Origin of the sequence: Bacillus sp. 0209A (assembly GCF_036765095.1) — a bacterium.
Lineage (GTDB): Bacteria > Bacillota > Bacilli > Bacillales > Bacillaceae > Bacillus > Bacillus subtilis_G.
Genome location: NZ_JBAIZV010000001.1, coordinates 132,168 through 148,979, shown reverse-complemented (window position 1 = coordinate 148,979; position 16,812 = coordinate 132,168). Strand labels below are relative to the sequence as shown.

General features: G+C 43.0%; 21 protein-coding genes. 13 read left to right on the top strand and 8 right to left on the bottom strand.

Annotated elements, in window-relative coordinates; translation table 11 throughout:
• The 4 genes from V6D44_RS00625 to aprX all read right to left on the bottom strand — a co-directional run bounded on the left by V6D44_RS00625 (position 1) and on the right by aprX (position 4,140).
• Complete coding sequence (locus tag V6D44_RS00625) at positions 1-1,218, bottom strand: cytochrome P450 family protein (protein ID WP_333516213.1); 1,218 nt, start codon at positions 1,216-1,218, stop codon at positions 1-3.
• Between the two features lie 225 nt (positions 1,219-1,443).
• A complete protein-coding gene (locus V6D44_RS00620; protein WP_202327655.1) occupies positions 1,444-1,800 on the bottom strand; it encodes a hypothetical protein in 357 nt (118 codons plus the stop codon).
• A 78-nt stretch (positions 1,801-1,878) separates the two neighbouring features.
• Positions 1,879-2,703: an MBL fold metallo-hydrolase gene (locus V6D44_RS00615; protein WP_087991471.1), complete on the bottom strand. Its 825-nt coding sequence runs from the start codon at positions 2,701-2,703 to the stop codon at positions 1,879-1,881.
• Positions 2,704-2,811: 108 nt separating this feature from the next.
• Positions 2,812-4,140 carry a serine protease AprX gene (gene aprX / locus V6D44_RS00610; protein ID WP_202327654.1) on the bottom strand — a complete coding sequence of 443 codons (1,329 nt, stop codon included), beginning with the start codon at positions 4,138-4,140 and terminating at the stop codon, positions 2,812-2,814.
• 221 nt (positions 4,141-4,361) lie between these two features.
• On the opposite strand from aprX, the gene V6D44_RS00605 reads away from it, so the two are divergent.
• The 3 genes from V6D44_RS00605 (at position 4,362) to V6D44_RS00595 (ending at position 6,108) form a co-directional block, all read left to right on the top strand.
• Positions 4,362-4,595 carry a hypothetical protein gene (locus tag V6D44_RS00605; protein WP_087991473.1) on the top strand — a complete coding sequence of 78 codons (234 nt, stop codon included), beginning with the start codon at positions 4,362-4,364 and terminating at the stop codon, positions 4,593-4,595.
• A 278-nt stretch (positions 4,596-4,873) separates the two neighbouring features.
• Positions 4,874-5,581 carry a poly-gamma-glutamate hydrolase family protein gene (locus V6D44_RS00600; protein ID WP_087991474.1) on the top strand — a complete coding sequence of 236 codons (708 nt, stop codon included), beginning with the start codon at positions 4,874-4,876 and terminating at the stop codon, positions 5,579-5,581.
• A 74-nt stretch (positions 5,582-5,655) separates the two neighbouring features.
• The gene (locus tag V6D44_RS00595; RefSeq protein ID WP_333516212.1) at positions 5,656-6,108 is read left to right on the top strand and encodes an OsmC family protein; all 453 of its coding nucleotides are present in this window, start codon (positions 5,656-5,658) and stop codon (positions 6,106-6,108) included.
• 12 nt (positions 6,109-6,120) lie between these two features.
• Here the strand turns inward: V6D44_RS00595 and ebrB are convergent, their stop codons facing one another.
• The 3 genes from ebrB to V6D44_RS00580 all read right to left on the bottom strand — a co-directional run bounded on the left by ebrB (position 6,121) and on the right by V6D44_RS00580 (position 7,197).
• The gene (gene ebrB, locus V6D44_RS00590; RefSeq protein WP_087991493.1) at positions 6,121-6,474 is read right to left on the bottom strand and encodes a multidrug efflux SMR transporter subunit EbrB; all 354 of its coding nucleotides are present in this window, start codon (positions 6,472-6,474) and stop codon (positions 6,121-6,123) included.
• 16 nt (positions 6,475-6,490) lie between these two features.
• Positions 6,491-6,808 (bottom strand): multidrug efflux SMR transporter subunit EbrA, encoded by a 318-nt coding sequence (ebrA, locus tag V6D44_RS00585; protein ID WP_087991476.1) that lies wholly within the window; start codon positions 6,806-6,808, stop codon positions 6,491-6,493.
• Between the two features lie 140 nt (positions 6,809-6,948).
• Positions 6,949-7,197, bottom strand: a complete 249-nt coding sequence (locus tag V6D44_RS00580) for a hypothetical protein (protein ID WP_087991477.1) — start codon at positions 7,195-7,197, stop codon at positions 6,949-6,951.
• Between the two features lie 89 nt (positions 7,198-7,286).
• Between V6D44_RS00580 and V6D44_RS00575 the strand changes: the two genes are divergently transcribed.
• The 9 genes from V6D44_RS00575 (at position 7,287) to V6D44_RS00535 (ending at position 14,162) form a co-directional block, all read left to right on the top strand.
• Complete coding sequence (locus V6D44_RS00575) at positions 7,287-7,700, top strand: YmaF family protein (RefSeq protein ID WP_087991478.1); 414 nt, start codon at positions 7,287-7,289, stop codon at positions 7,698-7,700.
• Positions 7,701-7,799: 99 nt separating this feature from the next.
• Entirely contained in the window at positions 7,800-8,744 is a 945-nt protein-coding gene (miaA, locus tag V6D44_RS00570) for a tRNA (adenosine(37)-N6)-dimethylallyltransferase MiaA (protein WP_087991479.1), read from the top strand.
• A gap of 39 nt (positions 8,745-8,783) precedes the next feature.
• On the top strand, positions 8,784-9,005 hold the full coding sequence (gene hfq, locus V6D44_RS00565) for an RNA chaperone Hfq (protein WP_003221097.1): 222 nt from the start codon (positions 8,784-8,786) through the stop codon (positions 9,003-9,005).
• Positions 9,006-9,199: 194 nt separating this feature from the next.
• The gene (locus V6D44_RS00560) at positions 9,200-9,475 is read left to right on the top strand and encodes a YmzC family protein (protein ID WP_087991480.1); all 276 of its coding nucleotides are present in this window, start codon (positions 9,200-9,202) and stop codon (positions 9,473-9,475) included.
• Between the two features lie 81 nt (positions 9,476-9,556).
• On the top strand, positions 9,557-9,787 hold the full coding sequence (locus V6D44_RS00555) for a hypothetical protein (RefSeq protein ID WP_003238362.1): 231 nt from the start codon (positions 9,557-9,559) through the stop codon (positions 9,785-9,787).
• A gap of 243 nt (positions 9,788-10,030) precedes the next feature.
• Positions 10,031-10,423, top strand: coding sequence for a class Ib ribonucleoside-diphosphate reductase assembly flavoprotein NrdI (gene nrdI, locus V6D44_RS00550; protein WP_087991481.1), 393 nt, complete (start codon positions 10,031-10,033; stop codon positions 10,421-10,423).
• On the top strand, positions 10,383-12,485 hold the full coding sequence (gene nrdE / locus V6D44_RS00545) for a class 1b ribonucleoside-diphosphate reductase subunit alpha (protein WP_087991482.1): 2,103 nt from the start codon (positions 10,383-10,385) through the stop codon (positions 12,483-12,485). The genes nrdI and nrdE overlap by 41 nt, the downstream gene beginning before the upstream one ends.
• Positions 12,486-12,502: 17 nt before the next feature.
• Positions 12,503-13,492 (top strand): class 1b ribonucleoside-diphosphate reductase subunit beta, encoded by a 990-nt coding sequence (nrdF, locus tag V6D44_RS00540; RefSeq protein ID WP_253269113.1) that lies wholly within the window; start codon positions 12,503-12,505, stop codon positions 13,490-13,492.
• Between the two features lie 49 nt (positions 13,493-13,541).
• Entirely contained in the window at positions 13,542-14,162 is a 621-nt protein-coding gene (locus V6D44_RS00535; RefSeq protein ID WP_253269114.1) for a hypothetical protein, read from the top strand.
• A 63-nt stretch (positions 14,163-14,225) separates the two neighbouring features.
• Here V6D44_RS00535 and V6D44_RS00530 read toward each other — a convergent pair whose 3' ends face one another.
• Positions 14,226-14,993 (bottom strand): N-acetylmuramoyl-L-alanine amidase, encoded by a 768-nt coding sequence (locus tag V6D44_RS00530; RefSeq protein WP_202327651.1) that lies wholly within the window; start codon positions 14,991-14,993, stop codon positions 14,226-14,228.
• Between the two features lie 801 nt (positions 14,994-15,794).
• Between V6D44_RS00530 and spoVK the strand changes: the two genes are divergently transcribed.
• Positions 15,795-16,763: a stage V sporulation protein K gene (gene spoVK / locus V6D44_RS00525; RefSeq protein WP_148961936.1), complete on the top strand. Its 969-nt coding sequence runs from the start codon at positions 15,795-15,797 to the stop codon at positions 16,761-16,763.
• Positions 16,764-16,812 lie beyond the last annotated feature (49 nt).

Genomic DNA, 16,812 nt, shown 5'->3' with positions numbered 1-16,812 from the left:
TTATTTTGAAAGTAACACAGGGAGACTTTCTAACCCTCTTAAAAAGACATTTTTTCTCCATTGGATGTCATCAGGCGCTGCCGCGAGTTCAATATCCGGGAATCTCTTCAGAAGCGCGTTAAATGCAATGTGGCCTTCCAGTCTGGCTAGCGGCGCTCCTAAACAGAAATGAATGCCAAAGCCGAAAGAAATATGTCTGTTAGGCGACCGATTTATATTTAGTATTTCCGGGTTCTCAAAAAAGCTTGGATCGCGATTGGCAGATCCGATGCCTATAAAGATCATGTCTCCTCTTTTGATCGAAACCCCCTTGTATGTAAAGTCCTCGATGGCCCACCGATTTGCCATCATCACAACAGGCGAGGTGTATCGCAGCAATTCTTCAACAGCTGTAACGATCATTTCAGGATGCTGCTTGAGCTTCTCGCATTCCTCCTTGTGCTGAAGCAATGCGAGAGTGCCTGATCCAAGCAAGTTAACAGTTGTTTCAAGACCCGCTACAACCAGTAAAAACAGCATCGAATAAAGCTCTTTTTCGCTTAACTTGCTGCCGTTTTCTTCAGCATGCACAAGTTTGCTGATTAAATCGTCTTTTGGCTGTATTCTTCTGTCGTGGATCAGCTTGGCGATATAGTCTTTAAATTCATGAAGGGCTTGATTTGTCAGCTCTCTGTTACTTTCAGAGGTATCAACCATCGCATTGGTCCAGATTTGAAACTGTGCCCGATCCTTTTTAGGAATTCCCATCAATTCAGATATAACAATAAAAGGCAAAGGGGATGCGAAGGATTTCATGATATCCGCTTTCTTTTCTTTTTCCATTTCATCTAAAAGCTGTTCAGAAATGTGTTCGATGCTGCCGCGCAGATTTTCAATCGTTCGGGGAGTAAATGCTTGATGAACAAGTGATCTCAAGCGGGTGTGATCAGGTGTGTCTTTTGCCAGCATATGATCGGATACGAAATCGATATCCTCGCTGACGTTGAGCATTTTGATTTGTTCTTGGCTCATCACGTTTTTAACGTCTCTTGTAATCCGATTGTCTTTTAAAAAGGCCATACAATCATCGTATCGGGTAATTAACCAAGCCGGATATGTGCCTCCGAACCGTTTTAATTCAAATCGGTGAAGGGGATCTTCCTCTCTAAATCGGCCCAAAACTGAAAAAGGATTGTGATGAAATTCTTTTCCGTGCGGATGAAACATCAATTTTTCCATTTGCATTCTCCTCGCCTAATAGGGTAAATAGATGTTTTTGCAGAACCAGCTTGTGAAATACAGAATTATTTGAAACTTAATCCTGTCTCTAAAACTATATATCTATTTTAGGCGTCATTCAATAGGGTGAAGAACGAAAAAATGAAAAAGTGGCTCCATGTAAAGCAGCGCCTTTGAATGATAGCTCAAAGGCGCTAAGCTGTATGATTTTGATGAAAGTGACCGTCAGCTGTGCTGGACATCAAATGTATAGACTGCACGATCTGTTACGACCTTCAATCCTTCGTTTTCTTGGTGAATATGAATATCACCTAATAAAGGAATCTCATAGGCGTTTTGCGGAAGCGGTATGTCGCCTTCTTCTGTGAAGGTTGTTCCTTCGCCTTCTAAAACGAGTTCTTCATTTGCAACATAGTCATCAGGATGATTGGTGCTTCGTATCCCCACTTTTTCAAGGTGGAGAACAATCTGATCCAAGTCAGAAATCTCTTCATCATGGGTCAATTCACCTTTTCTAATATCAAGTGTTTGGCCGACTTTTGATTCCAGCCATTGAGAAAGCTGTGTATTCGGGTGTGCCATCAATATTCCTCCTTTTGATCTACACGATACTATTCCCAATTGCTGCATCTTTTACACGGAAAAGAGCCGCCTCACCCTTTATGTATGAAACAACTTGTTGTTCAGTGCCTTGATATAACGTACGGCAGAACGCTGGACCGCTTCGTCGGCATTTTCTTTGACAACTTTTGAAAAAGCATTATAAATCCGGTTAAATTGAAGCGGTTTCACTTTGGCTGCTATTTCTTCAACTTTGGAGGCTGGGAGAGGAATGAGATTTGGATAGCTGTACATAAAGCTGACCCAGTTTCGATCCGCCGCAACTGCAATGATATCCCCGGTCAATAGACAGCCTTTCCCTTCATTGCCGTTGCGCCAATGGAGAACAGCACCGCCTTTAAAGTGTCCGCCCAAGCGGTAAAGGTCCAGTCCCGGCTTCATGTTGAGCGTTTCCCCTGACCAGAACTGAATGTGATTGCTTGGCCTTGCCACCCATTCTTTGTCATCCTCATGAATATAGATCGGGGCCTGAAACGCTTCAGCCCACTCCACTTGAGCAGAGTAATAATGCGGATGAGACAAAGCGATGGCTTGAATTCCGCCTAATTCGTTGATTTGCTTAATTGTCTTTTCGTCAAGATATGAAATGCAGTCCCACAGCACGTTAAAGCCCTTATGCTGGATCAAATGTGCTGTTTGTCCGATCGCAAACTCTGGTTCGGTTTTGATGCTATAAAGATGTTCTTCTTCTTTTTTGAGGATGTTTTGAAGGTTTCCTTTTTCATGCATGTCTGCAAGGGTTGTCCAAGCTTGTCCCTCCGGATGAATATACTGCCGTTCGTCATCGCAAATCAGACATGAGTCCGGCGGATTTACTGTTTGCGCATGTTGTACACCGCATGTCTCGCAGATATAATATGGCATTTCTTTCACTCCCTTCATTTATTTTCTATATTTTATCCCATTATTATGAAATTTGAAAATATAAAGCCGGCAAGTCTACTGAGAGATTTGCCGGCTCTATGAAGCTGTCTATTGGCCGGGAACGGAATTTTTTGCGTTGACAGCGCCCGCGCCGTAAACATTCGGATCTTCATCTTTCCATTTGTCCGTGCCATTTTTCAAAAGCTCTTTCACTTCATCAGGTGTAAGATCCGGGTTTTGCTGCAGGATTAAAGCTGCGATTCCTGCACATATTGGTGTTGCCATCGATGTTCCTGACATTGTAAAGTACTGAGATCCTACACGGCTTGACTTTTGAAGCTTATCGATATAAGAATTTGGAGAGCGAAGGGAAATGATATCAACACCCGGCGCTAAAATATCGGGCTTTACTTTCCCGTATACTGTCGGCCCGCGGCTTGAGAAGGAAGCGACCGTATCATCATCGCTGCTTGCGGTATCGTTATCGTCAAGGGCACCTACTGTCATCACCTTTTCGCTCACGCCCGGGCTTGCAATGGTTTGTGGATCAGGCCCAGAGTTTCCGGCAGCGACACAGACGACAATCCCAGCGTTCCACGCTTCGTCAACCGCTCTGACTAACGGGTCTTCCTGTTCATTATCATATCTAAGCGCATCGCCCCCGAGCGACATACTGATAATATCGATCGGTTCATCCGGATTATCCTCATTATATTGAATACACCACTCTACACCTTCAATAATGTCCGCTAATGTTCCTGAACCTTGCTTGTTCAATACCTTTACGCCGATTAGATTGGCTTCAGGCGCAGGTCCACGGTATTGGCCGGAAGAGGATGCGCCGCTGCTGGCGACATCACCTGCACAGTGTGTGCCATGGCCATTATCATCATACGGCTCAGTTTTTTGATTGACCATGTCGGCGAATCCGATAATCCTGCCTTCTAAATCAGGGTGCGGGTAGATTCCTGTGTCGACAACAGCGACAGTAACACCTTTTCCTGTCAGGGTTTGCCCGTTTCTGACAACTTCCTTCGCGTGGCTTGCTTCGGTTGCCGTGTCTAGAAGCGCTTTGACTTCACGGTTTAAATACACTTTGCGGATATCACTGCATTCAGAAAGAAGTAAATCTAGCGCTTGTGGGGTCACCTCCGCGCTGCAGCAATTGATTGTGTTGAAGCGTCTTTTTAGCTTGCTGCGTTTTTCTTTTTGCAGCACCTCTCCAGCCATTTGAAAGCCGGTCTCGTGACAGCCTTCCTCAAATTCAATAATGACCGACAATTTTTTTCGGTTTTTCAATTTGGTTTCGAAAAACTGATGCAAGAAGCAAGGAGTCCATTTGAAGGGCTTGTAAAGCTGCAAGACGCTTTCCCGTAACGGCCAATCTAGCTTATGAGCATTTGCTCTCACCATTTGTACCATAGAGTACCCAAACATGTATTTTCCTCCTATTATAAGGTATTCTGTATACTCTATGAACGGATGATAGGTTTGGTAAGTTTGTTTGTCCTTCATAGTAAGCGGACAAGAGTTGGTTTTAATGAATCTTTTGAATCAAATACGAAAGATTCAGGAGAGGAGGCAATCATTGGGGATTGAAAAAGAACATTTGTTCGTATTATAATGTTGTCATCAAACTGGCAAGGAGAGAACAACGTATGAATTTCTTCTTACATCGGTCTTTGGAAAGCCAAATGCCAATCAGCATTATATATATGAAGAAAGACGGAACGATTAGTAAAAGAACAATTATTGTAAGGCAGAAAAGCAAAACGCAAATCAAAGCTTTTTGTTTTTCGAAACAACAGATCAGAACGTTTTTGTTAGACTCTATTCTCTCTTGTGACTTTGTGAGAACAAATAAGCAAAACTTCCATTTTTCAGGCCGATAACAGGCTGTCCGTCTCAGCATGCCGGACAGCTGCTAAAAAATCTCCTTACACCTCTATACATGTATTTGCCAAGTGAGGTTGTTCCTACCTTTTTTGTCTTTCCTCTCAATCTTTTTTCACTCATATTTGAAACGAACCACTATTAACCGTGACAATCAATTGATTTTTTGAAACCGGGAACTTTTTCACTGCTGATATAGTGTATACAATGGTAAGATAAAACCTATTGGCTAAACCTCATATAATGAACCGCGCCATTCTTATGAAAGGAGTTAAACATGAGAAGATTTTTACTAAATGTCATATTAGTCTTAGCCATTGTCTTATTTCTGAGATATGTTCATTACTCATTAGAACCTGAACCATCTAATCAGCCAGATACATATTCAAATTTCAGCAGCTTGGCAGAAAATGAGAGCCCGGCCGATTATGATATTTCTTATAATGAAAAAAAAGGAAGCAAAGTCTTAATTATGTCTCCGCATGGCGGAAGAATTGAAGGCGGAGTAAGCGAGCTTGTGCGGTATTTCAATAATGAATACTCTACATACCTGTTTGAAGGCTTAAAGTCACACGATAATCAAACATTGCATATTACAAGCACCAACTTTGATGAGCCATTGGCTGGAAAGAAAATCAAGGAGCATCAATATGTTGTGGCTTTTCACGGATATAAAGGGGAAAGTAAGAATACACTTGTTGGAGGCACAGACCGAAAGCGTGCGAAAATGATCGTAAGGGCCCTTGAGAGAAGGGGGTTTTCAGCTGAGTTAGCGTCATCTAAAAGCGGCCTTGCTGGATTGAATGCCGAAAACATTAACAACAAAGGGGAAACGGGGCTGAGTATCCAGCTGGAAATCAGCCGCGAGCAGAGAGAAGCATTTTTCGATGATTTTTATTATAAAAATAGGAAATACACAAAGAACAGTGAATTTTATGATTATGTCCGTGCAATCAACAGTGTCCTTGAACAAGAGTATTCATAACAAGCAGACAAGAAGACAAAATAAGAGAAGATCAGTAGACTGAAATAGGATCATTAAAGGAGGCAAAACAGACGATGGCAGATCATCATTTTTATTTAAAAGCGAACTGGCCGGGTAAACGCAACGACGTTGGTACGATCGAAAGCGGAAACCTCAGCACATCTATTTCCATTCCTAAAGAAATGGATGGACCGGGAGAGGGGACCAACCCGGATGAAATGCTTCTCGGGGCGGCAGCAACCTGTTACATTATTACACTTGCTGCGATGATGGAAAGAAGCGGGCTGGAAAAAGAAGACCTGCAGATGGAGTCAGAAGGTATTGTCGACGTCACCAAAGGAGTCTTTACATACAAAAAGATCATTCACCGCCCCTCCGTCGTGCTCAAACAGGATGCTTCACAAGAGGATGTCGCATTGGCGCACAAGCTTTGTGAAAAGGCGGAGTCGTCTTGCATGATTTCACGCGCCATTCAAGGAAATGTCGAGGTGCAGCTTGAAGTCTCTGTAAAACCGGGTGGTGAATAAAAAAACAGACGGTCACTCACAGACCGTCTGTTTTTTTTCTTCAGCAGGGGCTTTCGATTGATTTAAAACGACGACGCCTGCAATGACAAGCGTGAGCCCGAATACTCCCTTTAAACTGATGGTTTCGCCAAAAAGCAAAAATCCGACAATGGCTGTAAGCGCCGTTCCAACACCCGACCATGTCGCATACGCGCTTGATAAGTCTAATGTTTTTAAAGAAAAGCTTAGAAAGGCAAAAGCAGAAAGAAATCCGCCAATGACTCCGATAATGGGCCACGCTTGTGTAAATCCTTCTGAAAGCTTCAGCATCGTGCTCCCGAAAACCTCAGATACAATGGCAAGAGCCAAATAAAGAAATCCTTTCATCATCATCAACACTCCCTTACTGCCAGTTAAGCAACACAACTCCTGAAATTAATAAAAGGATTCCGATAAGTCCTTTCACGTTCAGTTCTTCCTGGAACCATTTCACTCCGATCACTGCCGTCAGCACCGTGCCCACACCGCTCCAAGTTGCATACGAGAGGCTGAGGGGGATATGGTTTAAGGTGAGTGACAGCATGTAAAGGGCGATGAAATAGCCAATCACGACCAAGGCGCTGGGCTTCCACTTTTTGAAGCCGTCAGACACTTTCAGCATGGCCGCTCCAATTGATTCCGAGCATATGGCAATCGTGAGGAATATGTATCCTATTAACATCGTAAATGCTCCTCACTTCAAATGTGTCTTGAGATCATAAAATCGTCAGCTAGAAAAATAGTAGTGTATGCCTAACAATGAGTCAAGAGATTCGTTTCCGGTCCCATAAAAAAGACCCCTTTTTAAGAGGTCTGTTGTGCTTAATAGTAATAAGGATATGGAGGATAGTAGGGATATCCGCCATACAAATAAGGATTAAATAAAGCACTTCCTATAAGCCCGCCTGCAAGGCCTCCGATAAACGGCCCTCCAAAAAAACCAAATGGCCGGCCAAAACCAAATCCATAGCCAAATCCAGGTCTTCCAAACCCAAATGGTCTTCCGAATCCGTAAGGCCTTCCAATGATCCTTGTATCTGCAGCAGTGAAATAATGATCTACCTCATTCATGTTTTCTTTCCTCCTGTCATAAAGTGTAGATGATGCAGTGTATTCAGCCTACCCGGATTTGATTGGGCGTTTGATGAAAAAGAAGGGGTGTGAACTCATTGGGCCTGTATCCATCTGACTGGTCAAAAGCGCCGCCTCACGTACATGCTTATCTTGCCAAGACGACCATAGAACAGGGACATTATCATCTCATTGAAGGGTTTACTCAGCCGGCAAACGGATCGAATACGGATCAGCATACACACTACTTTTCAGGGATTACGTCTTTTGAAAACGGACATTTTCACCGGTATTACGGAATCTCGGGCCCTGCGATTCCCCGGACAGACGGCACCCATTACCACGAAATCGAAGAAACGACGTATCTGGCCTATAATGAGCCGATTGAGATCAGGTACGGAGGCGTTGTGTATGACCCGAATGATGACGGAAGAAAAACGCATCGGCATGCCCTGAAAGGGAAGACGAGAGAAATCGTCGGCAATGAGCCGCTCGGCTGGTAGAAGGATGTTTACCGATGCAAAAAAAGGGCAAAATGGATAGGTGGTTGTACATGATGAATGCTATAATGGGGGGAGATTTATAAAAGAGAGTGATACATATTGAATAATACGAAGCAGCCCGTTGTCATTTTAGTAGGACCGACGGCAGTGGGGAAAACAAATTTAAGTATTCAGCTGGCTAAATCCTTGAACGCGGAAATTATCAGCGGAGATTCGATGCAGGTTTATAAAGGGATGGATATTGGAACAGCTAAAATCACCGAACAGGAGATGGAGGGAGTGCCCCATCATCTGATTGACATTTTAGATCCCCGAGATTCCTTCTCCACCGCAGATTATCAAAACTTAGTGAGAAACAAAATCAGCGAGATTGCCAAAAGAGGAAAGCTTCCGATGATTGTCGGCGGTACAGGGCTTTACATACAATCTGTGCTTTACGATTATACATTTACGGAAGAGGCGAACGATCCTGCGTTTCGGCAGAGCCTGCAAATGGCTGCTGAGCGGGAAGGCACTGACTTTCTTCATGCAAAACTCGCTGCGGCAGATCCAGAGGCAGCTGCTGCGATTCATCCGAATAACACAAGAAGAGTCATTCGCGCGCTGGAAATTTTACATACGTCTGGAAAAACGATGTCTCAGCATTTGAAGGAGCAAAAACGAGAACTCCTGTACAATGCAGTGTTAATCGGGCTGACAATGGATAGAGACACGCTTTACGCTAGAATTAATCAGCGTGTCGATATGATGATGGAGGCAGGTCTTCTTTCGGAAGTGAAACGCCTCTACGACAGGAATGTGAGGGACTGTCAATCGATTCAAGCGATAGGTTATAAGGAGCTATTTGCACATTTTGACGATTTTGTGACGCTTTCTGATGCCGTCGATCAATTGAAGCAGAACTCAAGGCGGTATGCGAAACGCCAGCTGACATGGTTTCGCAACAAAATGCAGGTGACCTGGTTCGATATGACACCACCCGTTGATATGGAGCTGAAAAAAAAGGAAATTTTCACACATATAGCAGGAAAACTCGAACTTTAATCGAAACTGTATGATATAGAGAATCAAGGAGGACGAAACATGAAACCGATTAATATTCAGGATCAGTTTTTGAATCAAATCCGGAAAGAAAATACGTATGTCACTGTTTTTTTGCTGAATGGCTTTCAGTTGCGGGGCCAGGTGAAAGGCTTTGATAACTTTACCGTATTGCTGGAATCGGAAGGGAAGCAGCAGCTTATATATAAACATGCGATCTCAACGTTTGCGCCTCAAAAAAACGTCCAGCTTGAACTCGAATAGATCAAGAATACCATGTTAAGGCATGGGGAGGCTGTCGGGGGAATTCCGGCAGCCATTTTTTAAAATTGATCCACTTTCGTTCCAAGCTTTTTTGTAAGCTGACCATGCCAAGGCACGGTCTTTTTTTATGAGATCAACATATGTGAGATAAAATGGTATATGATGTATAAAAATGATCCGGGAGTGACGCGACCTTGTTTGAAAGTGAAGCAGAACTTAGACGAATCAGGATTGCGCTTGTGTGGATAGCCGTATTTTTGCTGTTCGGGGCGTGCGGGAATCAAGACACCATCATTGAAACAGACAGCGGCAATTCAGGCTATGAAACGCCTCAGCCAACCTCGTTTCCTCTTGAACATAATCATTTTGGCGTTGTGGAGGACGGCTATATCAAAATTTATGAGTATAATGAGTCCCGCAATGAGGTAAAGCTGAAAAAAGAATATTCGGATGATGATGAGCTTGAATAAAATTCACAAGCATCCGAATTTACAAAGCGGATGCTACCCGCTAAACTAAATACAGACACAGATCAAACAGAGGGTGAAAACATGAAGCATAAAGTGATCGTGAATCATTGGGAAGAAATTTGCGAAGATGATTCTTGCTATGAGTACGGAACAAGCATCATTGTGAACGGAAAAGAATTAATCAGAGAAGCGTCAATTATCAGCGCCTTGAAGGCGGTTTTAGAAGAGATCGGTGCGGATGTTGAAATAGAAGAAACAGTAGAGAGCGAAAAATGCTGTGATAGCTTAAGAAAAAAAAATCTAGACTACTAAGCAGTTTTTTTTCATGTTATGATATACATCGGCTTAAAAACGACACCCCGAGTAGGACGAGAGATCATTCTCGTTCTGCTCTCTTTTTTGGGCCCTGATGAGCCTGCCCATTTGCCTGATTTGATCAAAATATGAATTTTTCACGAAAACAAATCTATATATTGTGTTTTTGTTAGAGGATAGTATACTATATATAGTGTTAGTGATGAGAGATTCATATTTTTTGATAGGTCGTGATAAAACGTGGTACAAATCATATTTGATTCGAAAACAGGGAATGTTCAGCGGTTTGTGAATAAAATAGACTTTCAGCAGATACGCAAGGTGGACGACATTGACCACATGGACACTCCGTTTGTTTTGGTCACCTACACGACGAACTTCGGTCAGGTACCGGCATCAACACAATCATTTCTCGAAAAATACGCCCATCTTTTATTAGGAGTCGCTGCGAGCGGCAATAAAGTATGGGGCGATAACTTTGCAAAAAGCGCCGATACCATTTCAAGACAATATCAGGTGCCGATCTTGCACAAATTTGAACTCAGCGGCACATCTAAAGACGTTGAATTGTTTACTCAGGAGGTAGAAAGAGTTGTCACAAAATCAAGTGCCAAAATGGATCCAGTTAAATAACGAAATCATGATCCAAAAAGATGGAAAATTCCAGTTTGATAAGGATAAAGAGGCTGTACATAGCTATTTTGTAGATTATATCAACCAAAACACAGTTTTCTTTCACGACTTAAAAGAGAAGCTGGATTATTTGATTGAAAACCAATACTACGAAGAGGAATTCTTAAGCCTTTATTCTTTTGAAGACATTAAAGACGTGTTTAAGACAGCTTACGCTAAGAAGTTTCGTTTTCCTTCCTTCATGAGTGCGTTTAAATTCTATAATGACTATGCTTTGAAGACAAATGACAAGAAAAAAATCCTCGAGCGTTATGAGGACCGAATCTCAATTGTTGCGCTGTTCTTCGCAAACGGCGACACTGAGAAAGCAAAAGAATATGTGAACCTGATGATCAATCAGGAATATCAGCCGAGCACACCGACATTTTTGAACGCCGGCAGAAAACGCCGCGGTGAACTGGTGAGCTGCTTCTTGCTCGAAGTTAATGATTCTTTAAACGACATTTCAAGAGCGATCGATATCTCCATGCAGCTTTCTAAGCTGGGCGGCGGGGTTTCTCTTAACCTGTCCAAGCTCCGTGCCAAAGGTGAAGCCATTAAAGATGTTGAAAATGCCACAAAAGGTGTTGTAGGCGTGATGAAGCTCCTTGATAATGCGTTCCGCTACGCTGACCAAATGGGACAAAGACAAGGATCTGGAGCGGCGTACTTAAACATATTCCACCGCGATATCAATGATTTTCTTGATACGAAAAAGATTTCAGCGGATGAAGATGTACGTGTCAAAACGCTTTCTATCGGTGTTGTCATTCCGGATAAATTCGTTGAGCTTGCGCGTGAGGACAAAGCGGCTTACGTATTTTATCCGCACACGATTTATAAAGAGTACGGCCAGCATATGGATGAGCTGGACATGAACGAAATGTACGACAAATTTGTCGACAATCCCCGGGTGAAAAAGGAAAAAATCAACCCGCGGAAATTGCTTGAAAAACTGGCGATGCTTCGTTCTGAATCAGGCTATCCATACATCATGTTCCAAGATAACGTGAATAAAGTGCATGCGAATAACCATATTTCCAAGGTGAAATTTTCTAACCTTTGCTCTGAAGTGCTTCAGGCATCACAGGTTTCTTCATACACAGACTATGACGTAGAAGATGAAATTGGTTTGGATATTTCTTGCAACCTGGGTTCACTTAACATTCTCAATGTCATGGAGCACAAATCAATCGAAAAGACAGTTAAGCTTGCGACAGACTCTTTAACACACGTGTCTGAAACGACTGATATCCGCAACGCGCCTGCTGTAAGACGGGCAAATAAAGCGATGAAATCAATCGGTCTCGGCGCTATGAACCTTCACGGCTATCTTGCGCAAAACGGCATTGCGTATGAAAGTCCGGAAGCGCGTGACTTCGCAAACACGTTTTTTATGATGGTGAACTTCTACTCCATCCAGCGCTCAGCGGAAATCGCAAAAGAGAAGGGCGAAACGTTTGATCAATATGAAGGATCAACCTATGCGACAGGTGAATATTTCGAAAAATACGTTTCAACAGATTTCTCACCGAAATACGAAAAAATCGCTACTCTATTTGAAGGTATGCATATCCCGACAGCAGAGGACTGGGAAAAGCTAAAAGCATTTGTGGCTGAACACGGCATGTACCACAGCTACAGATTATGCATTGCGCCAACAGGCTCTATCTCATACGTTCAATCAAGCACGGCGTCTGTCATGCCGATTATGGAACGGATTGAAGAAAGAACATACGGGAACTCAAAAACGTACTACCCAATGCCTGGGCTTGCATCTAATAACTGGTTCTTCTATAAAGAAGCCTATGATATGGACATGTTTAAGGTTGTGGATATGATCGGGACTATCCAGCAGCACATTGATCAGGGAATCAGCTTCACGTTGTTCTTAAAAGATACAATGACGACTCGTGATTTAAACCGAATCGATCTGTATGCACATCACAGAGGAATTAAAACCATTTACTATGCAAGAACGAAAGATACTGGGCAAGACAGCTGCCTTTCTTGTGTTGTTTGATTAAAGGAGAGTTTATAGTGACGAAAATTTATGACGCAGCAAACTGGTCAAAGCATGAAGACGATTTTACCCAAATGTTCTATAACCAAAACGTGAAACAGTTCTGGCTTCCGGAAGAGATTGCTTTAAACGGCGATCTCCTCACATGGAAGTACCTCGGGAAAAACGAGCAGGACACTTATATGAAGGTACTGGCCGGACTGACTCTTCTTGATACAGAGCAGGGGAATACGGGAATGCCGATCGTGGCTGAACACGTAGACGGCCACCAGCGGAAAGCGGTGCTGAACTTTATGGCGATGATGGAGAACGCTGTCCATGCGAAGTCGTACTCTAATATTTTCATGACCCTGGCACCGACTGAAACGATTAATGAAGTATTCGAATGGGTTAAGCAAAATAAATATTTGCAGAAAAAAGCGCACGTCATCGTCGGACTTTACAAAGCCATTCAAAAAGATGATGAGATTTCACTATTCAAAGCGATGGTTGCTTCCGTCTATTTGGAAAGCTTCCTCTTCTACAGCGGTTTCTATTATCCGTTATATTTCTACGGACAAGGAAAGCTGATGCAGAGCGGTGAAATCATTAACCTGATCCTTCGTGATGAAGCGATTCACGGCGTTTATGTGGGTCTGCTTGCTCAGGAAATTTATAATAAGCAGACAGAAGAGAAAAAAGCAGAGCTTCGCGAGTTTGCGATCAACCTTCTGGATGAGTTATATGAAAATGAGCTTGAGTATACAGAGGACTTGTACGATCAAGTTGGACTCTCACACGATGTAAAGAAATTCATCCGCTATAATGCCAATAAAGCGCTGATGAACCTTGGATTCGATCCATACTTTGAAGAGGAAGACATTAACCCGATCGTTTTAAATGGATTAAATACAAAAACAAAATCACATGACTTCTTCTCTATGAAGGGTAACGGTTATAAAAAAGCGACAGTTGAGCCGCTCAAAGACGATGACTTTTATTTTGGAGATGAAAAAGAGCAGATCTAATATCTGCTCTTTTCGGCTTGAAGGTACAAATGAGGAGGACGCAGTAATCATGGGAAAAATGGACGAAATAATATTGGTCGCCCCGCGCGATGACGTGTTTAAGAAAGAAAGCTTAACCTTCCAGGGTGTGAACAGTGAAGATAGCAGAGTAGCAGAAATCATGGCTCAGATCGAAGCGGGCTATCGTGAAATGAGAAGGGGAGATGCAGAAGAAGATCCTCATTATAAGCAGCCGATTCCTTATGTCGTCATTAAGCGGGAAGATGAAGTTTTCCTTTACGAGCGGCTGGCCGGCGGTGGAGAATCACGCCTGCACAATAAACTTTCTCTCGGCTTTGGAGGTCATATGAACTCCATTGAAGGAGCAGCCTCATTTGCAGAAGTCTTAAAGCTGAACACAGACCGTGAGCTTGACGAAGAACTGCAAATCAATGAAGAGGATAAACAGGCGATTGTCACTCTGGGGCTCATCAATGATGATGAGAACAGTGTCGGCAAAGTGCATATCGGTATTCTGTCTGCGCTTCAATTAAAGTCTGGTTCACAAGTGGAAGTCAAAGAGAAAGAGCAAATTGCGGGAAAATGGATGAAAGTCTCTGAATTAAAACGGGACGACATCTATAACCGTCTGGAAACATGGTCCCAATTTGTTGTTGATATTCTTGAATAATAGAACCCGGTTTCTCGTGATGAGGAGCCGGGGTTTTTTATGAGACGCTCGTCCGCCTCTCGATTATGATTCTAGAATGACAATCGCGTCAAAGCCGGCATTTTTCGCTCTAGTGGCAAGGGCGTCTGCATTGGCTTTGGATAAAAATGCGCCAATCTGTACTTTGTATAATCCGTCCTTTAAAAGGACAATCGTGTCAAAGCCTTTAGCTTCGACACTGCTTGCGAGTGAGTCCGCATTCGCTTTTACTTTAAATGCGCCGGCCTGAACCTTATATAAGCCTGAACTGGAGGTCTTTTTAAGCTTAAAGGCTTGCTCCAATCCGTTTGCATGGCCTCTCGCTAAGCTTTGAATAAAGCTGCTTGTTTTCAGCTTATTCGCATCCGCTACGGTATCAATGAACCCGTTCTCAGTCAATAGGGCAGGCATTGCCGACTCCCTTAGGACGTGGAAGTTTGCTGTTTTTTTGCCGCGGTCTGCAAAGTTGACAGCTTGTATCACTTCAGAGTGAATCGCAGATTGGTAAATCGTCGTCGGGGCCCCCACACCCGGGTAAATATAGCTTTCAAAACCTGTGCCTCCCCCGGCATTAATGTGAATGGACAAAAAGAAATCTGCACCCCAGTTATTTGCAGCATTGGTCCGATCGCTTAAGCTGACATATTGGTCGCTTGTCCGGCTCAGCAGCAAAGAAACGCCTTCATACTCATTTGTCAATATCGTACGCAAAGCTAAAGCGATTTGCAGGGTTAACGTTTTTTCTTGAAGGCCATTTCCTGTTGCGCCTGGATCAGAGCCGCCATGGCCAGCGTCAATAAAAATTTTAACCATTCTCTATCACCTCATTACAGGATATGAAAAAACACGACTTCTGCTTGTACGATTATCATTCGTCTGAAAAATAAGGAAATAACCCTTTCACATGCGGAAATTATTTCTCGGGAAAGCGCACAATTCAACATGAAGCGACAGCAGATTCTCTCTGAATGAAAAATGTGAAAAAATCATTTGTTTGTGAGTATTAGTATGATGGGGGCGGCTTGATTTCCGCTGATTCCATCTGGTCTTCGGCTTTGCATCAGGTATTTGAAACGTAAATGAATGCGCAGAGCTCCTATATGCTGAGAAGAAAAAGGGAAGGAAAACGTGTCGCTGAAGACATCTCTTTATTAATAGAAGAAAAAGAAATATCTCGGGTATCTTAGGCCGAATGAGGGCGTCAAATTAACCGAGTTTTGGCTTGGTTCCTGTTCAAAACCGAAAGCGCTATTCTAAACAGGGTGCGCGAAGGAGCTCTGGTGGGCTCTTCAGCTGACAAATTTGTTTGAGCTGTTAAAAGCGATATAGGAAATGTCCCTCAAGGGATGATAGAAACCTGATATTGAGTAAATAGTGATAATGAGGTTTATCTGTCAAAGGCATATCTCCGGTGTTCCTTACAAAATTGTTAAAAACAAAATCTCTTGGTTTGTCCACCCCATGTCCTTGAATACAATAAGAAATAAAGTATTTCTCGGGAAAGCGCAAGATTCCTTATCATTCCCGATAAAAGCAATTGTTTCGACACATGATAGGCGTTTGTCACAAAGGGCATCCGCTTGAATATCATATAGAGAGAACAGAGAGGTGAAAATGTTGGAGCGCGCTGTGACATATAAAAACAACGGACAGATCAACATTATTCTTAACGGACAAAAGCAGGTGCTGACGAATGCTGAGGCAGAGGCGGAATATCAAGCTGCATTGCAAAAAAACGAAGCGAAGCACGGTATTTTAAAGGAAATGGAAAAAGAGATGAGCACGTTGGTTGGGATGGAGGAAATGAAGCGTAACATCAAGGAAATATACGCTTGGATTTTTGTAAACCAAAAACGCGCGGAGCAAGGCTTGAAGGTGGGGAAGCAAGCGCTGCACATGATGTTTAAAGGAAATCCGGGAACAGGAAAAACGACGGTTGCTCGGCTGATCGGCAGGCTGTTCTTTGAAATGAATGTCTTGTCAAAAGGCCACTTGATAGAAGCAGAGCGGGCTGATCTGGTCGGGGAATATATCGGCCACACCGCCCAAAAGACGAGAGATTTAATCAAAAAATCATTAGGAGGCATTTTGTTTATAGACGAAGCTTACTCGCTGGCAAGAGGCGGCGAAAAGGACTTTGGGAAAGAAGCGATCGATACGCTCGTCAAGCATATGGAAGATAAACAGCATGAGTTTATTTTGATCCTCGCCGGATATTCTCGGGAGATGGATCATTTTCTCTCATTAAATCCCGGTCTCCAATCAAGATTTCCCATCTCCATTGATTTTCCGGATTATTCTGTCACCCAGCTCATGGAGATAGCGAAACGAATGATCGCAGAAAGAGAATACCAGCTCAGTCAAGAAGCGGAATGGAAATTGAAAGATTACTTAATGACAGTGAAAAGCACAACAAGTCCCATTAAATTCAGCAATGGCCGTTTTGTCAGAAATGTGATCGAAAAATCGATCAGAGCGCAAGCCATGAGGCTTTTAATGGGCGATCAATACTTAAAGAGCGACTTGATGACCATTAAAAGCCAAGATCTCTCCATTAAAGAAGAAGCGTCTGGCTCTGTATAGACCTCTCAGTTTTCGAGAGGTCTGTTTTTTGCTGTATTTCTAACTTTTC

What these genes read in the sequence shown, in the direction of transcription:
- V6D44_RS00625 (WP_333516213.1), bottom strand. Translation starts at nt 1,218, where the DNA reads ATGGAAAAATTGATGTTTCATCCGCACGGAAAAGAATTTCATCACAAT.
- V6D44_RS00620 (WP_202327655.1), bottom strand. Translation starts at nt 1,800, where the DNA reads ATGGCACACCCGAATACACAGCTTTCTCAATGGCTGGAATCAAAAGTC.
- V6D44_RS00615 (WP_087991471.1), bottom strand. Translation starts at nt 2,703, where the DNA reads ATGCCATATTATATCTGCGAGACATGCGGTGTACAACATGCGCAAACA.
- aprX (WP_202327654.1), bottom strand. Translation starts at nt 4,140, where the DNA reads ATGTTTGGGTACTCTATGGTACAAATGGTGAGAGCAAATGCTCATAAG.
- V6D44_RS00605 (WP_087991473.1), top strand. Translation starts at nt 4,362, where the DNA reads ATGAATTTCTTCTTACATCGGTCTTTGGAAAGCCAAATGCCAATCAGC.
- V6D44_RS00600 (WP_087991474.1), top strand. Translation starts at nt 4,874, where the DNA reads ATGAGAAGATTTTTACTAAATGTCATATTAGTCTTAGCCATTGTCTTA.
- V6D44_RS00595 (WP_333516212.1), top strand. Translation starts at nt 5,656, where the DNA reads ATGGCAGATCATCATTTTTATTTAAAAGCGAACTGGCCGGGTAAACGC.
- ebrB (WP_087991493.1), bottom strand. Translation starts at nt 6,474, where the DNA reads ATGAAAGGATTTCTTTATTTGGCTCTTGCCATTGTATCTGAGGTTTTC.
- ebrA (WP_087991476.1), bottom strand. Translation starts at nt 6,808, where the DNA reads ATGTTAATAGGATACATATTCCTCACGATTGCCATATGCTCGGAATCA.
- V6D44_RS00580 (WP_087991477.1), bottom strand. Translation starts at nt 7,197, where the DNA reads ATGAATGAGGTAGATCATTATTTCACTGCTGCAGATACAAGGATCATT.
- hfq (WP_003221097.1), top strand. Translation starts at nt 8,784, where the DNA reads ATGAAACCGATTAATATTCAGGATCAGTTTTTGAATCAAATCCGGAAA.
- V6D44_RS00555 (WP_003238362.1), top strand. Translation starts at nt 9,557, where the DNA reads ATGAAGCATAAAGTGATCGTGAATCATTGGGAAGAAATTTGCGAAGAT.
- V6D44_RS00535 (WP_253269114.1), top strand. Translation starts at nt 13,542, where the DNA reads ATGGGAAAAATGGACGAAATAATATTGGTCGCCCCGCGCGATGACGTG.
- V6D44_RS00530 (WP_202327651.1), bottom strand. Translation starts at nt 14,993, where the DNA reads ATGGTTAAAATTTTTATTGACGCTGGCCATGGCGGCTCTGATCCAGGC.
- spoVK (WP_148961936.1), top strand. Translation starts at nt 15,795, where the DNA reads ATGTTGGAGCGCGCTGTGACATATAAAAACAACGGACAGATCAACATT.